This window comes from Streptomyces sp. NPDC006463 (assembly GCF_042870715.1).
Classification (GTDB): Bacteria; Actinomycetota; Actinomycetes; order Streptomycetales; family Streptomycetaceae; genus Streptomyces.
The window spans coordinates 1-19,056 of the sequence record NZ_JBIAHP010000027.1; the positions used below are offsets into that span (position 1 = coordinate 1).

Annotated in this window: 20 protein-coding genes; 12 read left to right on the plus strand and 8 right to left on the minus strand. The window is 70.9% G+C overall.

Annotated features, from left to right (window positions below; translation table 11 throughout):
• Positions 1 to 359, plus strand: a 359-nt coding sequence (locus ACFYOB_RS34645) for a transposase (RefSeq protein WP_388567103.1), incomplete at its 5' end; no start/stop codon positions are given.
• Positions 360 to 554: 195 nt separating this feature from the next.
• Here ACFYOB_RS34645 and ACFYOB_RS34650 read toward each other — a convergent pair.
• Positions 555 to 692 (minus strand): hypothetical protein, encoded by a 138-nt coding sequence (locus ACFYOB_RS34650; RefSeq protein WP_388567105.1) that lies wholly within the window; start codon positions 690 to 692, stop codon positions 555 to 557.
• Between ACFYOB_RS34650 and ACFYOB_RS34655 the strand changes: the two genes are divergently transcribed.
• Positions 691 to 876 carry a hypothetical protein gene (locus tag ACFYOB_RS34655; RefSeq protein WP_388567108.1) on the plus strand — a complete coding sequence of 62 codons (186 nt, stop codon included), beginning with the start codon at positions 691 to 693 and terminating at the stop codon, positions 874 to 876. The two genes, ACFYOB_RS34650 and ACFYOB_RS34655, sit on opposite strands and share 2 nt — an antisense overlap.
• 699 nt (positions 877 to 1,575) lie before the next feature.
• Here the strand turns inward: ACFYOB_RS34655 and ACFYOB_RS34660 are convergent.
• From ACFYOB_RS34660 to ACFYOB_RS34670, 3 genes are all read right to left on the minus strand, one after another.
• On the minus strand, positions 1,576 to 1,962 hold the full coding sequence (locus ACFYOB_RS34660; RefSeq protein ID WP_388567110.1) for a DUF3592 domain-containing protein: 387 nt from the start codon (positions 1,960 to 1,962) through the stop codon (positions 1,576 to 1,578).
• A 397-nt stretch (positions 1,963 to 2,359) separates the two neighbouring features.
• Entirely contained in the window at positions 2,360 to 2,677 is a 318-nt protein-coding gene (locus tag ACFYOB_RS34665; protein ID WP_388567113.1) for a hypothetical protein, read from the minus strand.
• 43 nt (positions 2,678 to 2,720) lie between these two features.
• Entirely contained in the window at positions 2,721 to 2,846 is a 126-nt protein-coding gene (locus ACFYOB_RS34670; protein WP_388567116.1) for a hypothetical protein, read from the minus strand.
• 677 nt (positions 2,847 to 3,523) lie between these two features.
• Here ACFYOB_RS34670 and ACFYOB_RS34675 point away from each other — a divergent pair.
• Positions 3,524 to 3,949 carry a hypothetical protein gene (locus ACFYOB_RS34675; RefSeq protein WP_388567119.1) on the plus strand — a complete coding sequence of 142 codons (426 nt, stop codon included), beginning with the start codon at positions 3,524 to 3,526 and terminating at the stop codon, positions 3,947 to 3,949.
• 360 nt (positions 3,950 to 4,309) lie between these two features.
• A complete protein-coding gene (locus tag ACFYOB_RS34680; RefSeq protein WP_388567121.1) occupies positions 4,310 to 4,633 on the plus strand; it encodes a hypothetical protein in 324 nt (107 codons plus the stop codon).
• A 360-nt stretch (positions 4,634 to 4,993) separates the two neighbouring features.
• On the opposite strand, the gene ACFYOB_RS34685 is transcribed toward ACFYOB_RS34680, so the two are convergent.
• Together ACFYOB_RS34685 and ACFYOB_RS34690 are read right to left on the minus strand one after the other, a co-directional pair.
• Complete coding sequence (locus ACFYOB_RS34685; RefSeq protein WP_388567124.1) at positions 4,994 to 5,923, minus strand: endonuclease/exonuclease/phosphatase family protein; 930 nt, start codon at positions 5,921 to 5,923, stop codon at positions 4,994 to 4,996.
• A gap of 244 nt (positions 5,924 to 6,167) precedes the next feature.
• Positions 6,168 to 6,899, minus strand: coding sequence for a DUF6193 family natural product biosynthesis protein (locus ACFYOB_RS34690; RefSeq protein ID WP_388567127.1), 732 nt, complete (start codon positions 6,897 to 6,899; stop codon positions 6,168 to 6,170).
• 278 nt (positions 6,900 to 7,177) lie between these two features.
• On the opposite strand from ACFYOB_RS34690, the gene ACFYOB_RS34695 reads away from it, so the two are divergent.
• From ACFYOB_RS34695 to ACFYOB_RS34710, 4 genes are all read left to right on the plus strand, one after another.
• Positions 7,178 to 7,912 carry a hypothetical protein gene (locus ACFYOB_RS34695; RefSeq protein ID WP_388567129.1) on the plus strand — a complete coding sequence of 245 codons (735 nt, stop codon included), beginning with the start codon at positions 7,178 to 7,180 and terminating at the stop codon, positions 7,910 to 7,912.
• 612 nt (positions 7,913 to 8,524) lie between these two features.
• Positions 8,525 to 8,878 carry a hypothetical protein gene (locus ACFYOB_RS34700; RefSeq protein WP_388567132.1) on the plus strand — a complete coding sequence of 118 codons (354 nt, stop codon included), beginning with the start codon at positions 8,525 to 8,527 and terminating at the stop codon, positions 8,876 to 8,878.
• A gap of 374 nt (positions 8,879 to 9,252) precedes the next feature.
• Entirely contained in the window at positions 9,253 to 9,615 is a 363-nt protein-coding gene (locus tag ACFYOB_RS34705; RefSeq protein WP_388567135.1) for a hypothetical protein, read from the plus strand.
• Positions 9,609 to 9,770, plus strand: coding sequence for a hypothetical protein (locus tag ACFYOB_RS34710; protein WP_388567138.1), 162 nt, complete (start codon positions 9,609 to 9,611; stop codon positions 9,768 to 9,770). The genes ACFYOB_RS34705 and ACFYOB_RS34710 overlap by 7 nt, the downstream gene beginning before the upstream one ends.
• Positions 9,771 to 10,075: 305 nt before the next feature.
• On the opposite strand, the gene ACFYOB_RS34715 is transcribed toward ACFYOB_RS34710, so the two are convergent.
• A complete protein-coding gene (locus ACFYOB_RS34715) occupies positions 10,076 to 10,300 on the minus strand; it encodes a hypothetical protein (protein WP_388567141.1) in 225 nt (74 codons plus the stop codon).
• Between the two features lie 1,109 nt (positions 10,301 to 11,409).
• Between ACFYOB_RS34715 and ACFYOB_RS34720 the strand changes: the two genes are divergently transcribed.
• Positions 11,410 to 13,197: an N-acetylglutaminylglutamine amidotransferase gene (locus tag ACFYOB_RS34720; RefSeq protein WP_388567142.1), complete on the plus strand. Its 1,788-nt coding sequence runs from the start codon at positions 11,410 to 11,412 to the stop codon at positions 13,195 to 13,197.
• A gap of 62 nt (positions 13,198 to 13,259) precedes the next feature.
• A complete protein-coding gene (locus tag ACFYOB_RS34725; RefSeq protein ID WP_388567145.1) occupies positions 13,260 to 15,479 on the plus strand; it encodes a S9 family peptidase in 2,220 nt (739 codons plus the stop codon).
• A gap of 79 nt (positions 15,480 to 15,558) precedes the next feature.
• On the opposite strand, the gene ACFYOB_RS34730 is transcribed toward ACFYOB_RS34725, so the two are convergent.
• Entirely contained in the window at positions 15,559 to 17,643 is a 2,085-nt protein-coding gene (locus ACFYOB_RS34730; RefSeq protein WP_388567147.1) for a hypothetical protein, read from the minus strand.
• 281 nt (positions 17,644 to 17,924) lie between these two features.
• Here ACFYOB_RS34730 and ACFYOB_RS34735 point away from each other — a divergent pair, with 281 nt between their 5' ends.
• On the plus strand, positions 17,925 to 18,392 hold the full coding sequence (locus tag ACFYOB_RS34735) for a hypothetical protein (RefSeq protein ID WP_388567150.1): 468 nt from the start codon (positions 17,925 to 17,927) through the stop codon (positions 18,390 to 18,392).
• Between the two features lie 91 nt (positions 18,393 to 18,483).
• Complete coding sequence (locus tag ACFYOB_RS34740) at positions 18,484 to 18,951, plus strand: hypothetical protein (protein ID WP_388567153.1); 468 nt, start codon at positions 18,484 to 18,486, stop codon at positions 18,949 to 18,951.
• Positions 18,952 to 19,056: the final 105 nt, after the last annotated feature.

Genomic DNA, 19,056 nt, shown 5'->3' on the forward strand with positions numbered 1-19,056 from the left:
TGAGCTCGCACTTCGTGCTCCTGCGGATCCGGCTCGCGGGCCGCCTCCCGAAGCCCGCCGCCGACGGCACGATCGGGCTGTCCTGGCTGATCGCGCAATGGCCCGAGGGCGAGGCGGAACCCACGAAGTACTGGATCTCGAACCTGCCCGCGGACATCCCCGCCAAGGACCTCGTCCGCCTGGCGAAGTCGAGGTGGCGGATCGAGCACGACTACCGCGAACTGAAAACAGCGTTGGGGCTGGACCACTTCGAGGGCCGTTCCTTCACCGGCTGGCACCGCCACGTCACCCTCGTCACCGCCGCCCACCTGTTCCTCACCGAGCAGCGGACCTGCCCAAAAGCCCCTGCCAGGGCCTGACCCTCTACCAGGCCCCGGACCTCCGCCAACACCTGCTGGCCACCTGGACCGGCACCTGCCCCACCTGCCAACAAACCGTCCCACGGCAGCCCTACGACACCAGCTAACAAAGCACTACTAGGCAGCGGCACGGTGGCCTCCTGGTTGTCGGGGCGATGGCGGGCAGGCTGCTGCTCGCCGGAGTGGCTTGAGGGATCAGGCTATGGGTGCGGGTACGGGCGTGCCGGTGAGGTGGTGGGCGCGGTGGGCGATGGGAGCGACCTGGTCGAGGAGCGCGATGCCGAAAGCGTTGTCGTGGGCGCTGGCGGCCAGACCCGGCGCGGGTGACCGCATGGACGACCAAGTCGCGCCGCTTCTGGAGCGGATCGACGCGCGTGAACGTGAGCTCATCGGCCATGCAGCGCAGATCCGTGCGCAGATGGACGAGCTCGCCGCGCGCCTGCGTGAACTCGACGAGGAAATCCGCCTGCCACGGCGCTCTGGATCTGGCGGAGGCCGTGTCGTAGCCGGCGGATGAGGTGCAGCGGCATCCGCGTCGTCGAGGCCGACCGCAACATCCCCACCCGCAGCCGGGTGATCCGCCTACTGCCCGGCAGGGTCATCGAACGCGGCCCCCGACTCACCGACCCACCCCGCGACCACTCGTCCTTGAGGACGGCACCATCCTGGTCATCGATGCGGGAGTACTGCGCGCCGTCGATCGCCGGCTCAACACCAGCGTCCTCGCCGAACTGCTGCCCGTCGACCCCGACCAGGCCTGGACCTACACGGCAACCCTGCACCGAGACGGTGACCACATCACCGCGAGGATCGCCGAGCCCCACCCACGCCACGAAGACCAGTACAACGTCCACACCTGGACCATCGCCCTCCACCAAAGCCCCTGATGGTCAACCAACCGGTCCGTCCCCGCGTAGACCCGCTTGGGCAGGAGCGACATGTCCTCGGCCCTTCGTCGCCTGGTACGGGGACTCGTGATGCCCTGACCAGGGTCTGAGCAGCAGCACGTGCAGCGGCTACCGCAGAGGCATCAGCGTGGTCGCAGCCCGTCGAAGACCACCTCGAAGATCCGCTCTCGGGGCTCCGGATCCGCTCCCAGCTGTTTCTTCGCCCCGCCAGTACCGGCCAGGAGGCGATGAACTCCGTCAGGCCCAGCTCCGGGCGGCCCGCCCCCGCTGGCTATGCCGCCCCCGCTGGCTATGCCGCGCCCACGGGCTCAGCCCTGTACGGCCAGCACGATCCGCATCGCGCAGGCCGCGAGCACGGCGCCGGAAACGGCCATGGCGACGACCAGCCCGCGCTCGCTCTTGGGGAGGCGCTCCGGAAGGCTCACCTCGTGAGGGCGCTTCGGATCGTAGATCACATCGATACGGCTCCCGACCCGCACCGGCGGGAAGGCGAACGGGCCGACGGCGTACTGCCGCGCGGGAGCGCCCACCGGCGTGTACTCCAGCAGGAGCATCGAACCGGCCGCGACCTGCCCCACGTTCACGCACACGGCAGAAGTCCGTACTCCCCGCTTCAACAGCGGGCTCGAGTGAACGTAGATGCCCAGCGAGACTCCGAACACCACGAGCCCGACCAGCACGGTCAAAGTGATCAACCACGTCACCGACAACGCCCCCCGACCGACGCAACGCCAGATCATCGCCGATCCGGCGGCAGGGCCGCAAGACGCGGCGGGGGTGTGGTGCCCGTCAGGTGGCCCTGTTCTCCTCGGCGAGGTGGGCGTTCATGGTGGCGTTCAGGTCGGCGACGAAGGACTCGACCCGCTCCAGGAGTTCCGGCGGGAGTGGGCCATGGCGGTGTCCAGGCGGCGCACGAGCGGGCCGAAGAACCCGTCGGCGCGTTCCTGGATGGGGGCGCCGCGGCTGGTAGGCGGCCGTGATCACCGGGCTTGCTGGGCACGTTGATGTGTACGCCGACAACAGGCGCAAAGGACGCCCCGACTCCACCGCCGACTGGCTGCGACGGCTCGCCACTGGCGACATCGAGCTGACTCACGAGGCCTTCCATACCCTCGAACCCTGTCGGGCTGCCGCCCATCCACGGCAACTCCTGATGTCCTGCGGCATTCTGCCCGCGGTCGACAAGCAGATCCGGCCGAGTTCATCGAGCGCCACCGGGAGCAAGTCGTGCACGTCGTAGTCCGCCTCGGCGCGTGTGCAGGCTGCCAACACCCGAAGTCCGGGGCTGTCGAGTCCGGCGACGAGCGCGTCACAGGCCGCGCTGACGACATCGTTTGCGGGGATCTCGCCCACGCTCCAGAGGGTGGCGCGGTCCTGTAGCTCGTTGGCTGCTGCTTCGGTCGACGGCATCCGCCCATGATCCCTTCACCCTGGGGTCCCGGTCGAACAGGTATCACTGGTGCTGCTGCTCGGCGGCCTGCTCCAACAGGACCCGCGGGGAGTCTGCGTAGCGCATGGCGGTCTTCTCGTGGAGTCCGAACACCTGGGCGAGGTGGGGCAGGTCGGGGCCTTGGAGCATGGACTCTTCGAGCTAGCGGTCGACGCGGAGGCGTTCCAAGGTCGCATCCTGACCTCGTAGAGGCGTATTGATCCAGTGGTTTGCTGACGTGGCCGGTGCCCGTGGCGGTCTGGTTGTTGATCGGCAGGTGGAGGTCGGCAATGTTAGGCCACCGCTTCCGGCGGTGCTCCAGCCAGTCGAACAGCAGCTTCAGCGTGAGCTCGTCGAGCGGACGAACTCGCCCGGCGATGGTCAGACGGCGGTTCCCAATGTCGACGTCGTCGAGCATGAGGCTGCCGTGGTTGAGGTAGAGCCAGACGGCGCCTTCCTCGCGGTGGCGGCTGCGGGGTCCGCCGTCACGGAGGACACGGGTCCGCCGCTCGGCTTCCGCCCGGATACCGGGGACTCAACAGTTCCGGTTAGCGCTCCTGTCCCAACATTCGGCTCAGCCCGAAACTTTGGACGTCGCTGGGACGCTGCTTCCAAGCTGGTCACTCACCGGATGGTTGCAACCATCCTTGACGAGAGGACATCCCAGTCGTGAAGCTCTGGAAGACACTCATCATCGGCTTCGTTGCCACCGTTCCGCTCACCTTGACCTGCACCGGGGTGGCGTCGGCCAGCACGCCGCCGGCCGACCCCGCTCGCCAGGCAGCAACGACGGCGCTGAGAGCGGCTCAGCCGCTCGACGCCGTGGAGTGCTACGACAACATCACCATCAGAGGAGCGAACGGCAAGTTCATCTCCGCCGAACTCGGGTACGCAGGAGCGCGCTACGCCGAGCTGCGAGCTCGCACCACGGCGATCCCTGGAAACTGTTCGGGCTCTGCCGAAACCGGGACACCGGAGAGACGGTCCTGTGGTCGGAAGCCAACGGCGACTTCGTCTCGGCCGAACTCGGCTACGACGGGTCCGGCTACGGGGAACTGCGTGCCCGCGCCACGGAGATAGGTCCGTGGGAGAAGTTCTTCACGCCCAACACACCTGGCTACGGAAACACGTACTTCCTTTCCTACGCCAACGAGGGCTTCGTCTCCGCCGAACTCGGATACACCGGCGACAGCTACGCCAAGCTGCGGGCCCGCGCAACGGACGTCGGTCCCTGGGAAACCATCCGCTGGTAGTTCGCTCGCTTCTGGATCGCCTTGTCCCTGCCTCGCAGGTGGGCGATGAACGCCTCGTCGTCTGCTGGGGTCCACTGCCACGGGTACTGACGCTGAACTCCTCGAACCACTCGATCAAGCGCAGCCGCGGGTCATCGTCGACGACTGCAGGAACCGGGCCGATTACTGCCGGGCCCAGCCCTCCTTGGGGTCTGACCGAGGTACGCGTCAAAGGGGCAAATGGAATACTTTTGAAGCCCTGAGAGGGCGGTCCGTGACTGTGGACTGGACCGGCACGAAGAGGCCCTGGGCTGCGCCCAGCAGTCGCTGGACCTCTACTCGGACCTCGTCGGCACACGTCCCGCCGCCCACCTGGCGGACATGAACAAAGCCCTGCTCATCATGGGCCAGGTGCTCTCCCGGCTGGGCCGCCACGAAGAAGCGCTGGAGCGCTACCCGGAAGAGGTCGCCGCGTTCCGGTACCTCGCCGAAGCGAGCCCGGAAGCCGGGCTGCCCGCCCTCGCCGCAGCTCTGAACGGTCTGGGTGGCGCCCTGTCGGACCTCGGCCACCGCGAGCAGGCCACGGACCGGGTCCGGGAGGCGATCGGTGCCCTCAGCCTGCTCCCACCGGCGGACCTCGAGGCGCACCTCCCGCTCTTGGAGATGCTCCTGAGCCCCCTGGGCAGCTTGCTGTACGGCAACTGAGATTTCGAGGCGGTCGTCCCCGTTGCCCAGGACCGGGTGAACCTCTGTCGGCGTCTTGTCGAGATCGACGCCCTGTCGTACGAGCCGCGCCTTGCCGTGGCTTTGGTCGATCTCAGCAACGTGCTGGGGGCGGTACAGGACTACGCGCGTTCACTGGCCGCGCTTCATGAGGGCATGGAACTCTACGCTCGCCTCCACGCCGAGGCCCCCGAGCGCGCCCTGCCCGGCACATGGCTTCCGCCGGGCGGGAAGAAGCCCAGGGACGAATGACCCGGCGGAGGAATGACACTGACGGGTGCTGTGCGGCGGCGATGTGCATATCAGTCTCGCTGCGGATGCGGGCCTGCTCCTGATCATGCCTCAGGTGGTGGCCGAGACGCGCAGCAGGTTGTGGTCGGAGACTGCCGTGTCGAGGGGGAGGGCGTCGGCGCTTGGCGCTTGGAAGTGGGGGGTGCTGAGGAAGAGGTAGTCGAGCTTCTTCGGGCCGAAGGTCGCCTCGCCCGACCGGCATGCGGATGTGGTGGCGGGTGGGCAGACCGCAGGCTCGAAGTACTCCGGGTCGCTTTCGTCGGCCTCTGTGAAGGACCCGTCAGCGCCGTCCCCTCTCTCCGGTCGGTAGAACCGTGACAGGGTTGCGGTGCGTGGGGAATGGTTGAAGTCCCCGCCCAGGATGACGGTGAATCCTTCGTCCAGCCACTGGCGGGTCTGCGCCGCGAGCCGGTCTGCTTCGGGCACAGCGAGGGTGCCGTCGTCCCAGTAGAGGTGTACGGAGCAGGACCAGGTGGGCCGGTTGGCCAGGAAGGTCAGGGCACAGGGCACCGTGATCGGCTCGCGTTCGCCTCCTACCGTCAGGTCGAGGTCGGCCGTCTCCGAGACCGGTCCGCGTACGAGCACCGCGTTCCCGTAGGCGTGGCCCTCGCAGATGGCAGGGTTCCCGGCGGGGAGGGTGGCGGAGTGGAACCCGGCGTAGCCGAGCGGGCCCAGCCGGTCGAGGAGGGCAAGGTACTGGTGTTCGCACACCTCCTGGAGGAAGAGCTGGTCGGCACCCCAACCTCCCGGATCGGCCTCGGCGACCACGGCGGCGATCCGGCGTGCCGGGTCGTACGGGGGAAGGCTGCACATGTTGCCGCAGATGTTGTAGCTGGTCAGTCGGACCGTCCCGGCAGCGGTGACGGCTTCGGTGGCAGGGGCCGCGGCGGCGGATGGTCCGGGCGGGACGAGGGCACAGAATGCGGCGGCGGTGACGGCGAGGACGGCCAGGACGGCCAAGGTGGCAGGGTTTCGGCGCACACCCGTGATGCTTCCCGCGGGCGCTGTGACTACCCCAACACCCTCTGCCCGTACGGCAAGCCGCGTTCTTTCGGGACGGCTCGTGGTGGCCCAGGGCGTTCAGGCTGTGCTGGATGGCTGCCGATCTGTGTGTACCCCGGTGGGGGGTGGTGCTGGTGAGATGTGTGGGGGCGCGGGGATTTTGGCGCAGCCTGATCTGCCGGAGGCGCCTCAAGAAGCACACCGCGTGATCCCGACACGGCCTCTAAGGCCGGGGGACAGCGTCGCCGGGAAGGCCGTCCAGGATCACCGCGACGGCCTCCGCAGCACCGTCCACCTCCTGCAGCCGGCCGTCGGCGAATCGCACCCGGTAGCGGCCGTGCCCGATCGACATGACCCGCGGCAGGTCATGACAGATCGGTGGCGCGGCCCGGCGACTGAAGGTGAGCCAGTACATGCTCTGCCCCGGTGACAGGACCCGAAGACGCGGCTGCTCGAAGGCGGCCTCGACGAGTTCGTGCAGAGCGGTGTCCTGCTTGAGTACGGCGGCTTCGCGCAGTTGGCGCCACCGCACCGGGACAGCCTCGCCACGCTCGTGGGCCTCGGCCAGCTCCCAGGTACGCAGGTAGGGCCACTGTTCCACGAGTTCGCGTACCCGCGGTGCCCGCAGCCAGGAGTCCATCGCGGCGGCGACCTGGGACAAGTCTTCGGTATCGCCTGTGGCCATGTGGACCTCACCAGCCCAGCAGTCCACGATGAAACAGCGCTCCTGCTGTGCCATCAGGACAGTCGCTGAGCGACCCTCGGCTGCCGCCTGCGCCGCCACGTAACGCCAACCCGGTGAGGGCGTCAACTCGACCGCGAACCCGTAGCCCGCGCGATCGACCGCTACTTGCAGAGCGTTTTGCAGCGAGCCTGCCTGCACCACCTCGGGATAGGGCGTCGCGTACTCGTGCATCGGATCCTTCGGCGCTGCGCCGGAAAGGTGCTCGGACATGCGATCGAGTCTGCCAGGCCCGCGCCGGTGCAGCCCATTCCTGCCTGCGCAAATCCGCGCAGGCCCGCGTGCAGCTCGTTTGTGAGCCGGTCGCGGTAGGCGTTCGCGAGGTTGTCCTTGCGGCGGGTTTCCGCGTTCGATGCAGGTCGGGGCCGCAGGTCTGCGATCTCTGGGACGGTGAAGCGGCAGCGCGCTCCCATCGCTGTGCCTGGAGCACCTGCGGGGACGGGCCTGGGGTCGGCGTACGCGCTGTCGGTGGCAGGGGAGAGGATGCCGGTATGACACTGCTGCCGATCACCGCGCCCGCGTCCCTGCTGGACGTCCACCGCCTCGACCCCGAAGCCGGCGGATGGGGATTCAGGGCTGACCACGCGGTGGCGACGGCGGCCGGCGACACCTACGTGCTGACCGGCCTGCGGCGCTACCGCGCGCACGCGGAAGGCTCGGCCGACCCCGCCGAGCAGGACTTCGACTACGCGCTGATCACCCGCTACGGTTCCGACGGGACGCCCACCGCCACCGCCGTGTTCGGGCAGGCGGTGCCGGGCGGTGGCCCGTCGGCCATACCGGTGGGCGGCGGCGCGACGCTGGCGGTCCTCCCGGACGGCGCGGTCGCCGTCAGCTCCAAGCCCGGAAACACCCACCTCCTGTCCCCGGACCTGGACAAGGTCCTGGCCTCCTGGCCGATGCCCTGGGGTTGGGACAAACAACAGGGCCCCGGGGACGACCCGTTCGCCGCGTCGAACGCCGTCACCCCCGCGGGTCGGCTGCTGTGCATGACCTCCGAGTACGGGCTCAGCAACTGGGCCGGCGCCCACCCCAACATCGTCGCCGTCTCCGAAGCCGGCACAGCCCTCAGCCCGGGCTGCAAGCCCGTACTGCGCGCCATCGCGACCCTGGACGCGCGCACCGACGGCCAGAGCGACGCCGACGCGTACCCGCACGTGCGGTACGGCGACGGGCCGGTGGGGCGCGGCAACCGACCCTCGCCCTCGTTGACCGAGGCCCTGTAGGAGCTCACGGGAACCAGCGGCAGCCTCTACGGCTACCTCGACTCCAAGATGACCCGCCCGGCGGCGCTCGGCGACGACCTGTTCGTCGTCCCGGTCTTCGGGAAGATCTACCGTTCGAGCAACCGGGGGCAGGAGTTCAGCTTCGCCCTCGTCGACGACCGCGGGGCGCTGCGTCGGCCTCGGCGCAGCAGCGCCGGTACGGGTTCGCGCCGCTCGCGTTCGGGCAGGGCGGCGAGACGCGTATGCAGATGTGGTCGGCGTCGGCGCCCAGGTGCTCGCGGATCCGGCGACGGATCGCGCCGGGGGGCGCGTGGCGATCGAACCACTGGCCGAACCTGGGAGTGGGGACGGGAGGAGGTTTCCTGCGGCTGTTCGTCGTGTCGCTTGTGGCTTGGCCGCCTGGCTCGGCTGGGACGGACATCGGGCGGTCCACCCCGACGGCTCGGTCACCTAACCAGCGCCACCCCCATCGGCCACCTCGCCCTCAACAAGGACGACCTGCCAGACTTGATCATGCGCTCCACCACCGCGCCCTGATCCCCGCAAGGCATTGCGGGGGCCGGGCAGGCGGAGGCGCGCCAGCCGGAACGATCGGATGGAGTCGAGGAACTGATGGAGCGACGACGGGTTATCTCCCCTGAGGAGCGGTACGAACAGCTGGTCGCGCGGTTCGCCGCTGTTACAGGGGTGACCGTCCCCGGTGACGATCCGGGACGGGAAGGCAAGTTCGGCGCGAATGCGCTCAAGGTCAGCGGGAAGATCTTCGCGATGCTCGCTCAGGGCCGTCTGGTGGTGAAACTCCCGCGGGCCCGCGTCGATGCGCTGGTGGAGGCCGGTGAAGGCGAGCGCTTCGACCCGGGGCACGGGCGCCTGATGCGCGAGTGGTTCAGCCTGGACCCTGACTCAGAGCTCTCCTGGCACGGGCTGGCCCGGGAGGCCATGGAGTTCGTCGGCCCAGACCGCTGAGGGTTCCGAGACGGTGTACTTGGGCTCGGCGAGGATCGGAACCGCTGCTGCTGGCGATTCTCTTCAGAGGTCGAGCAAGGCCGCGTGCTGCGACCTCGTCACCACAACCGCAATTCCAGTATGAGGCGTGCCGTCCAGCGAACCGCCCAGGCCGTTGCCTGGTCGATGGAGTTGGCTCCACCCAGGTGGCCGGACAGGACCAGCCGGCTCGCCCCCCAGCCCTCGTCGCCGTCGCCTGCCTCAAGCTACGGCTCGAATGAGTGTGCGGACAGGCCTTGGGCCAGGCGGCGCAGCTGGCGTGCCGGTGCGCGGCGGCCGTGGTGAGGTCGAAGCCGGGCCCACGGTATGACCGACCGCTACCCAGGTCCGCACTCATGCTCACCACCCTCACCGTCGCCGTCATGGCCGCAGCCCTCGTCGCCGGCCTGTTCGCCAACCACCTCCGGCGCCGCCGCCACGCGGCTGCCGGGGCGGACGACGAGGAGCCCTCGATCAGCGATCTGATCAGCCCCCTCGAAACCCTGGCGGTGCTGCTGGTGGCCTTCGTGATCGTCGTGGCGGCAGAGTCGTACGGCTCGGCCGAAGCGGCGGTCGGGGCCGAGGCGCACCGGGTGGACCAGCTGACAACACCTTCGCGCTCCTTGTGGAGGCGGACGACGAGCGTTCCGTCGTCCGCCAGGCCCGGCTTTCCGAGGCGACTCCGGCGATCCCGGGCACCGTCTACTGGTTCATGGTGATCTCGCTGGCCGCCACGGTCGGGGCCTTCGCCTTCGGGCTGCCGCGCAGGCGCGGGGCCTCGCACTTCGTGCTGCTCTTCGTCCTCGCCGGGCTCCTCACCGGGTCCCTGCTCCTCATCGAGACATCGACAAGCCCTTCTCCGGGCAGATCCTGATCTCCAACGACGCCATGGCCGATACGGCAGCCGACATCGCGGAGGACTTCGCCGGCGACCACCCGGGCCGCCCGCTCCCGTGCGACGCGAACGGCGTCCGTACGCGGGCGGCAGCCTGAGCCGCCGGACCGGACACGCGGACCCACGCGGCGTGCACGGGTTCGGCGCGCGGGGTGTCATCCGGTGGGAGCTGCGGGCCTGGGCCCGCAGCTCCTGCGCATCGTCGAGGGGTCTCGCCCATCTCGGTATTCCGGGCCCTTGGTGGGAAGCAGCGTGCGGCCAGAACGGCGGTGGCGGTTGTGCCTTCAGCCGCCACCTCTGTGGAGGAAGAGAAGGAGGCTGCTTGCTTGGTCGGGGGTCAGAGCGACCGGAATGTCGCGGGGAGGTGAGGTCCCATTGGCGATGGCGAGGAGGCAGCCCTCGGCTTCCTGGGGCTGCACGCTGTCGAGGATCTCGTCGATGAGTTTCATCATTTCCTCATCGGAGAGCGGTGCAGGGTTGTTGGGGTTCGCCGGCGTCTTGTTGTCCATTTTCCAACCTTGAGAAGGTAGTGCCTGGATCACTTATGTGTGCCCCCGCCGCGGCTGGTTACCCCGTCACGATCCCGGTCGGGGAATGCACCCGGTGCTGTTGCGATTGCCCACGCCCAACCCTGCCAGGAAGTCATCTGGGCTTGCCCTCGTTCCTGTGGTGCGGCGCCGTGCTGTGGCCCGTAGTGTCCATGCTCCAACATGGCTACCTGGTCCGCCGGTGTTGCTGCGATCCGCTCACGATCCATCCGAACGAGCGAACCCGGCTGCAGCAGCCTCTGGCCCTCCGGGGCCGGAGGCGTGGGAACATCCGTCGTCTTCTGATCCGACGTCGGCCCGCACCTTCTCCCAGTAGCAGCTCGCCCTGTCCATGCTCGCCCGCTACCAGCCTGCGACCTGGGGATCGGTGACCTTGTGTACCGTCTCGCCGAGGTATTTGCGCACCCCTGAAGCCCCGGAATCCGAGCCCGGTCACCTGACACCGGCCGGGGACACGGAGCAGGAGTAGGTTCCCGGTCCGCGGGCAGAGGCTGTGCACAGGGGCCGTGGGCATTCCGCCCGCGGCCCGTCACCCTGGGAGTACGTATGACCCCGTACGAGTCGCAGCGGCGCGACGGTCGCGGCACGTCCGACCCGGACGCCCCCTGGTCCGATTTCGAGGCGGTGGCCGCGCGGATGGCCGCTCTCCTGGAGAAGGCTCACGCCCCTATTCGTGTGCGCCCTCGGCCGCCCGCAGTCACCTCTGACGCGCCCGGGGTACCGGACGCGGACGCGGACGCGAGCGCGGGCTCGGTGCGCCGGTCGGGTGGTGCGCCGCAGGGCGCGTGGATCCGTGAGCAGGCGGGGGCATAAGTGGGGGTGTCGTCGCCGGCACGGCAGGGCCGTGGGCGTGTCGCGACCGCCGGGTGCGGGGCGGCCCGCGTAAACCGGTCCGCGTCATCGGGGCGCAGCCCCTTGGCTTGAGGAGCGGGCGGTCGGGCAGGCGCCATGAGCCCGCACGGCGCGGGCCGAACGGGAGCGGAAGAAAGCATGGTGGACGTGGCCGAGCCCTCGGGATCGAGAGCACTACGAGGACCGCTTCTGCGTGGTGGCGGCTCGGCAGGTGCCCCATGTGCGGCTTGAGCGGGGAGGTGCGCTTCGACGGCGGCCATCCCGACCTCGCCGCAGTCGAACGCATGACCGATACCCTGGAGTCGCGCGGGCCTGATGGCCGAGGCGCCTGGTCGCACGGGGCGGTCGCCGTGGGGCACCGACGGTTGAAGATCATCGACCTGTCGGAGCGGGGTGCCCAGCCCATGACCGACGTCCGGCTGGGTCTGACAGCGGTCTTCAACGGCTGCATCTACAACCACCGCGAGGTGCGCAGCCGGCTCGAAGGCATCGGGCATCGGTTCTTCTCCGACTCCGACACCGAGGTGCTCGTCAAGGCGTACGCCCAGTGGGGCCGGGAATGCGTGGACCTCCTCGTCGGCATGTTCGCCTTCGCCGTCGTGGAGCACCACACGGGCCGCGTCGTGCTCGGCCGTGACCGCCTGGGCATCAAGCCCCTGTACGTCACCCAGGACGCCCACAGGCTCCGTTTCGCCTCCACCCTGCCGGCCCTGCTGGCGGGCGGGGGAATCGACACCTCCCTCGACCCGGTGGCGCTCCACCAGTACCTGAGCTGGCACGGCACGGTACCGGCGCCCAGGACCGTACTGGCCGGAGTACGCAAGATCCCGCCGGCCACCGTCCGCGTCGTGGAGCGGGACGGCACCTACCACGACCACTGCTACTGGCAGCCCTCCTACACCCGGCACTCCGAACTCGGCGCGGACCCGGCGCTCTGGCGCGAGGCGGTGCACGACGCGCTGCGCACGGCGGTGCGGCGGCGCATGATCGCGGACGTGCCCGTCGGCGTGCTGCTCTCGGGAGGCCTGGACTCCAGCCTGATCGTGGCCCTGCTGGCGGAGGAGGGGCTGGAGGTTCTCGATCTCCCCACCTTCGCGATGGGCTTCGAAGCGGAGAACGGGGAGGACGGCGACGAATTCCGGTTCTCCGACCTCGTCGCCCGCACGTTCTCGACCGACCACCACAAGTTCATGATCCCAACCGGCCGGCTCCCCGCCGCGTTGGAAGGCGCGATCGCAGCCATGAGCGAGCCGATGGTCAGCCATGACGCCGTGGCGTTCCATCTGCTGTCCGAGCAGGTCGCCAAGGACGTCAAGGTGGTGCTCTGCGGCCAGGGAGCGGACGAGGTGTTCGCCGGCTACCACTGGTACCCGCCGATCGCCTCCGCCGCCCGGGAGGGCGCGCCCGCAGCGTACGCCGACGCGTACTTCGACCGGACGCACCACGAGGTCACCGCCATGCTGCACCCGGACGCCGCCGCGGCCCGTGACGCCTCCCTGGAGTTCGTCCGTGCCCACATGGCCGCCCCCGGCGCCGAAACCTCCCTCGACGCGGCCCTGCGGATGGACGTCCACGCGCTCATGCCCGACGACCCGGTCAAGCGGGTCGACAACATGACCATGGCCTGGGGGCTGGAGGCGCGCGTGCCGTTCCTGGACCACGAGCTCGTCGAACTCGCCGCCGCCTGCCCCCCTGAGCTCAAGCTGGACCAGGGCGGCAAGGCCGTGCTCAAGGACATCGGCCGCAAGGTCCTGCCGCCGGAGATCGTGGACCGCCCCAAGGGCTACTTCCCCGTGCCGGGGATCCGGCAGATGGCCGGCCCGGTGCTGGCCCGCGTACGGGACGCCCTGACCGCACCGGAGGCGCGCCGGCGCGGGATCTTCGACCAGCGGCACGTGGCCGCACTGCTGGCGGAACCCAACCGCCACCGTGCCAAGCGGGGAGCCAGCACGCTGTGGCAGGTGGCTTCGCTGGAGATCTGGTTGCAGGTGCACGGCATTCACTGATCCGCGACGGCCCGGCGGAGGCGCAGCCCCGGCGCAGCGGAGAGAGGCGGAGAGAGTCGGCCATGCCCCTGGATCGTGCGAAGCCGACGGCCCCGGCGTCCGGCGCGGCCCCGCCGTCCGGCGCGGAAGCCCCCGTACCGGCACCCGCGCCCGTACAGGTGCCGGACGATCACCACGGCGATCCGCCGACCCTCCTCACCGCCCACGGATGCTGGTACCCGGCGGCCGACCCCACCGGCGAGCACGTGGCGTTCATCTGCGACCGGGCAGGGGTTCCGCAACTGTGGTGCGGGCCGGCCCGGAGCGCCGAGGTCCACGTACTCGACGCCGACCCCGACCCGGTGACCGAGGTGTTGTGGTCCCCCGACGGGCGCTGGATCGCGTACACCTCGGCCCCGGGCGGCGGCGAGCACACCCGGGTCCTGGTGGTGCGCCCCGACGGGACCGGCCGCCGCGTGCTCGCCGGCGCCGAGGCGGGCGGCGCCGCGCACCTCGGATCCTGGACCCGCGACGGCTCCGCCCTCGCCGTCACTATCGCCTGGTCGTCAGAGCCGGTCGCCGAGCACAGCGGGCCCGGGCACCTGTCGCAGGACGCATCCGCACGGCTCGCGACGTCCGAGGCCACGGCCCAGATGGGAGGCCCCGGGGCGGCCTGGGCCGAGCGCGGCGGATCCGCGACCCTCCTCGGCGGCGGCGGAGGGGGCGCCGATGCCGGCGCAGCACCCCGGTCCGGCCATCCGGCATTCGCCCCCCGTACGGGGCCCCTGGCTCCGGGCGCCGGCAGCCGAGCGGATGCCGGACCGGCGCCGGGCGGAGGGCTGGCCGCCTACCTCATCGACCCAGACGGCACGAACGCCCCGGTCCTGCTGTTCAGCGAACCGGGGGCCGCCTCCCTGCGCGTCTGCGACCTGAGCGCGGACGGCCGGTTCGCGCTGCTGCGCCGAGGCCCGCGCGGAAACCGCGAGGGCCTCGTACTGGACACCGCGTCGGGCCGCACCACCTGCGCCCTGCGGGTCGCCGACGGGGACCCGTGGATCGGCCGGTTCTCCCCCGACGCGCGCACCCTGTGGCTGCGCAGCGACTGGGAACGGGAGTACGCGGCCCTCCTGCGGGTCCGGCTGGACGAGGACGGCGCCTCCGAAGGAACCTTCGTCGCGGCCGAGCGCGAAGGCTCCGCCCTCGACCTGCTGACCGTTCCCGACCACGGGCGGTGGGGCCTGGTCGCCTGGAATGTCCACGGCGCCAGTGAACTGCAGAGCATCGCGCTGCCCACCGCGGACGCGGACGGCGAGGGCGACTCCGGACCGCACCAGCGCCCGGACCTGCCCCACGAGGTGGTGACCCGCATGGCCGTGGGCCGCGGCGCGGCGTTCGCGGCCCTCTCGGGCTCGCTCCGGAGGCCCGGCATCTGGGAACTGGACGGTGGCGGCATCCCCGTACGCGCCCCCTGGTCGGCGCGTGACGAGGAGGCGGCCCCGCCCGGCCGGCCCCCCGTACGCCCGGCACCCGTGCGCTGCCGCGCCCGGGACGGGCTGATGCTGGGCGGCTGGTACTACCGGACGCCGGACCGGGCCCCGGGCCGTCCGGCCCCGTGCGTGATCCACCTCCACGGCGGCCCGGAGGAACAGGAGCGGCCGGTGTTCAACCCGCTCTACCACGAACTCCTCAGCCGCGGCCTGGACGTCTTCGCCCCCGACGTCCGCGGCTCGTCCGGCTGGGGACGGTCCTTCGTCGACGCCGATCTGGGTGCCGGCCGGTTCGCGGCGATCGACGACGTCGCCGACTGCGCGGCCCACGTGGTGTCGCTCGGGTACGCAGACCCCCGGCGGCTGGGGGTCATGGGGCGCTCGTACGGCGGTTACCTGACGATGGCCTCGCTGGTCTGGCATCCGGAGCTGTTCCGCACCGGAGTGGCCGTGTGCGGGATGTCGGACTTCGACACGTTCTTCGCCGGCACGGAACCGTGGATCGCACAGTCCGCGGCCGCCAAGTACGGGCACCCCGAACACGACCGGGAGTTGCTGCGCGCTCTGTCCCCGATGACCCGCGTCCATGAGTTGCGCGTCCCCGTACTGGCGGTCCACGGCGAGCACGACACCAATGTCCCGCCGACCGAATCGGAGCAGTTCGTCCGCGCCGCCCGCGACCGCGGGCTGCCCGCGGAGCTGCTGGTGCTCCGCAACGAAGGCCACGAATTCCTCCGCGCGGACAACCGCCGCACCTACCGACGCGCTGCCGCTCGGTGGCTGGAGCGCCATCTCGGGGCGGGCCCGACGTCCTGAGGTCCGGGGAGCGCTGCCCCGGTCGGCTACCGATGGCAGGCCGGTGGAGAGGCACCCGGCCAGGAACGATATGCACGGGTCAGGCGTCGAGTTCACGCCGCCACAGTTCCTCCGTGAGCCGGTTCACCCCCGCCGCGAGGTGGCGGCGGTACGTGGACATCGGCAGGCCGAGCAGGTCCGCGGCACGCTGCTGGGTGCCCGCAGGCTGGAGATAGGTGTGGTGGAGCGCCCGGTGGGACCGCCGGTCGCGCGGGGCCGCCTGGAGCTCGGCGGCCGTCTCCCTGAGCAGGGCGGACAAAGCGGTGGCCCGCTCGTCCGGCCCCGCGCCCCGCCCCGCCCGGGACGCGACCGCGCGTGAGCGCAGCAAGACCGAGCCGCGCAGCCCGCCGGCCCGCCCCAGCCCGCGCAGGGCCTCGCGCACTCCGGCGGCGAAGGTCTCGGCATCGAGCACGCGCAGTGTGCCGCCGCGTTCGTCGGGCGCCGCCACCGCCAGCGGGTCGGCCGCCGATTCCCGTTCGCAGAGCAGGTTCAGCCAGGCGAGAGGGGGCGTGCGGCGCCAGTCGTGGACGTACGTTCCGTACGAGCGGCCGCCGACGGTGAAATCGGACTGCGGCAGGCGGTCGAAGTCCGTGTACGCGCAGCCGTCGGCCCAGAACTCCGGGTCGGCGAAGGGGAGGAGGGTGAGCGCGGGCCGCTGCTCCGCCGTGAGGTAGTGATGGGTCAGCCGCAAGGTGATGAGGGTCTGGACGGCGGAGACGTCCTGGTACGTGTCCCGGGCCAGCCACGCGCGTACCAGCAGGGCCCGCTCGCCCGCGCGCAGGCCGCCGTGGCGGGCGAGCCAGCCGGCGGCGGCCGCGGTGGCCGGGTCCGCGGTGACGGCCGGGTCGTCGAGGTCCTCGGCACCGAGGGCGAGCAGGAGGTAGAAGCCTGCGGGGGAGGGCGGCGGTGCCTCCGCCCGTACGGTGGCCCAGGTGGCGGCCGGATGGGCCCACCAGCCGCGCAGCAGCCGGGCGGACTCCGGTCCCTCGTACCGTCCGGCCATGGCGAGGAGCGCCGGGAGCTCGGTCTCCTCCGTCGCCGTGATCGACAGGGCGTCGAGGGGCGTGGAGCCGGCCGCTGCGGCAGTGGTGACCGGCGCCAAGAGGGGCCCGACCAGCGGGCTGTCGTGGTGCAGATAGGCGAAGTCGGCCAGGACGGCGCGCTGGCGCGCCCGGTCGCCGTCGGCGAAGAGCTGCTGGTAGTACGTGCTCGCGCGGCGGCGCAGCTCGGTCCTGCGGGCCGGATGGCGCCAGCCGAGTTCGGTGTCGAGGACGGATCGGGCGAGGTCGTGGGGGTGGATCCCGCGGCTGCCGTACTCGGTGATCGACAGCGTGCACAGCCACTCGAACAGGTCGCTCGCGTCGGGCACGCCCACGAGCGCTGCGAGCAGCGGCTCCGTGGTGACCAGGGCTTGGCCGTACGCCTCCAGGGCCGCGCGGTGCCGCGGGGTGGGCACCACGTCGAGCAGCGCTGCGAGCAGGGTGTTCACCACGCGGGGAGGGGAGGCCGGGCTGGTGTTCCCGCGCGAGCCGTGCACCCGTACGTCGGCCATGAGGGCGAGGGCGAGCGGATGGCCGTGGGTGAACGCCAGGACGCGCGGATGCTCTGCCTCCGGTACGCCGCGCCGGTTCAGGAGCTCGGCGCTGTCCAAGGGATCCAGCAGGGCGAGTGGCATGGAATGGAGGAGGCCGAGCCAGGCGGGGTCGGTCCGCCAGGCGAGCGGCGGCGGCTCGCGATCGGCGAGGGCCAGCACGCTGTCGTCGGGCAGGTGGGCAAGAAGCCGTTCGGTGGCCGCCACCGCTCCGGGGACATCGACCAGGACGAGGCTGCCCGGGGCCACGTGCGCAGGCGTCGGGATGTTGCCGGCTGCGCCTTCGGCCGGTTCGGCCGGCTCGTGCGCGATGACGGTCACCGGCCGGCCGACGCGGGTGGCCAGCCACGCGAACTGGTGCAGCAGCGTGGACTTCCCGATCCCGGCCGAGCCGTGCACGTGGACCACCGCGCCGCGCCCGTCCGCCAGGATGCGACGGAAGGCCTCGACCTCTGCCTGACGTCCGACGAAGCCCTTGGCCCGGGCCGCGGCAAAGCGGTCGGCCATCCTCAGCGGTGCCTGCTGTCCCCCCACGAGAACGGTGATACCACCGGCCGGACCGGTAGCGGGCGCAACGAGCGCAATTCGAGCGGAAGTCGGTCATCTTCCGGCGTGTCGGACGGACAGCGGCCGCTCCTACCGTGGGCAGGGCCCGGGAGGACGAGGAGCCGCGGACCAGCACCGGGGCACCGATGGCACGCGACGCGGCGACGGCCGCGCCCACCGCCCCCGACCGGCTGTACGGCACCGCACTTGCGGCCGGTCGGCACGTACGTGCAGCCGAACACTCACCAACTCACCCAGGAGGGGATCCCATGTCCACCAACACGCCCGCAGCATCCACGACGTCCGCCGCTTCCGCCCCGACGGCCCCGGCCCGTGCTCCCCGGCGCCGTACCGGCCTGCGGCTCACCGCTGCCGCCTCGCTCGCCGTGGCCTGCGCCGCGGCGCTCCTCGCCACCGCCGGCCCGGCGTCGGCCAGCCAGTTCTTCGGAGGCACGCTGCACCCGGGCGAGCAGCGCTGCATCCAGCAGTACGCCTCCTACCAGGTCCGCGCCGACGGCAAGGCGACCGGCCAGGGCGCGAAGTTCAAGCTGCAGTACAACGGCGTGACGGTCCCCGGCACCGGTTCGCCGGGCCTGGTGACCAACTGGGCCGTCGACCTGCGCACGGCATGGGGCACGTTCCCCGGTGCCGGCTACTACACCGCTTGCGCGACCAACAACGGCACCGCGGACACCAACGTCCGGCTGGAACTGAAGACCGACGGCGAGGTCTTCTGACCAGGCTCCGTCCACCCCGTCACAGGTCCCCGCGCCACCCCGGCGCGGGGACCTCCGCATGCCGCCCACCCACAGCCGGTGTCGCGGCACGGTGGACCAGCAGACGCCGCCGGTATCGGGCAGCCGCCCGCGACGTCCTCGGCCTCCATCTCGACCTGCCGGAGAAGGCGTTGGTCCGCTGCGTGCACGAGAGCCGCAGGTTCCTCGCCGAGCAGTTGCGCGACTCTCCTACGCGCGGGCCACATGGGACGGCTGCATTGACGACCTGCGCAGGGCTTTCGACGCCCGGCAGCGCACCGCGCTGGACGCTGACGACCGCCTCGGCACGCAGCTCGAAGCCCACCGCAACCAGATCTTCCTGTTCGCGGTCCTCGGGGAGGTAACACCCGCGGAGGCCAGGAGGCTCCCGGCGCTGATCCTGTCGGTCGATGGTCCCGAGGTGTCGGTGCAGGAAGGCAACGGGGGCGATGTGTATTCGAGCTTCCAGATCTCGACCGAGAACGAACCCGCGAACTGGAAGTTCTACTTGACGCAGGAAGCGGAGTCGCGACGGAACTGACTGTCGACCAAGACATGTCGTTCACACGACCGGAGGCTCCGCTGTCAGGTCAGTGTGTCAATCACCCACGAGATCGAAGTGGTCGAGGGTGTGTTCGCCCCCGGT

Excerpts from the sequence above, each read along its gene's own strand:
- ACFYOB_RS34705 (WP_388567135.1), top strand. The coding sequence starts at position 9,253 with ATGCTCACCACCCTCACCGTCGCCGTCATGGCCGCAGCCCTCGTCGCC.
- ACFYOB_RS34680 (WP_388567121.1), top strand. The coding sequence starts at position 4,310 with ATGAACAAAGCCCTGCTCATCATGGGCCAGGTGCTCTCCCGGCTGGGC.
- ACFYOB_RS34700 (WP_388567132.1), top strand. The coding sequence starts at position 8,525 with ATGGAGCGACGACGGGTTATCTCCCCTGAGGAGCGGTACGAACAGCTG.
- ACFYOB_RS34710 (WP_388567138.1), top strand. The coding sequence starts at position 9,609 with ATGGTGATCTCGCTGGCCGCCACGGTCGGGGCCTTCGCCTTCGGGCTG.
- ACFYOB_RS34655 (WP_388567108.1), top strand. The coding sequence starts at position 691 with ATGGACGACCAAGTCGCGCCGCTTCTGGAGCGGATCGACGCGCGTGAA.
- ACFYOB_RS34715 (WP_388567141.1), bottom strand. The coding sequence starts at position 10,300 with ATGGACAACAAGACGCCGGCGAACCCCAACAACCCTGCACCGCTCTCC.
- ACFYOB_RS34695 (WP_388567129.1), top strand. The coding sequence starts at position 7,178 with ATGACACTGCTGCCGATCACCGCGCCCGCGTCCCTGCTGGACGTCCAC.
- ACFYOB_RS34665 (WP_388567113.1), bottom strand. The coding sequence starts at position 2,677 with ATGCCGTCGACCGAAGCAGCAGCCAACGAGCTACAGGACCGCGCCACC.
- ACFYOB_RS34720 (WP_388567142.1), top strand. The coding sequence starts at position 11,410 with ATGTGCGGCTTGAGCGGGGAGGTGCGCTTCGACGGCGGCCATCCCGAC.
- ACFYOB_RS34725 (WP_388567145.1), top strand. The coding sequence starts at position 13,260 with ATGCCCCTGGATCGTGCGAAGCCGACGGCCCCGGCGTCCGGCGCGGCC.
- ACFYOB_RS34735 (WP_388567150.1), top strand. The coding sequence starts at position 17,925 with ATGTCCACCAACACGCCCGCAGCATCCACGACGTCCGCCGCTTCCGCC.
- ACFYOB_RS34690 (WP_388567127.1), bottom strand. The coding sequence starts at position 6,899 with ATGTCCGAGCACCTTTCCGGCGCAGCGCCGAAGGATCCGATGCACGAG.
- ACFYOB_RS34670 (WP_388567116.1), bottom strand. The coding sequence starts at position 2,846 with ATGCTCCAAGGCCCCGACCTGCCCCACCTCGCCCAGGTGTTCGGACTC.
- ACFYOB_RS34650 (WP_388567105.1), bottom strand. The coding sequence starts at position 692 with ATGCGGTCACCCGCGCCGGGTCTGGCCGCCAGCGCCCACGACAACGCT.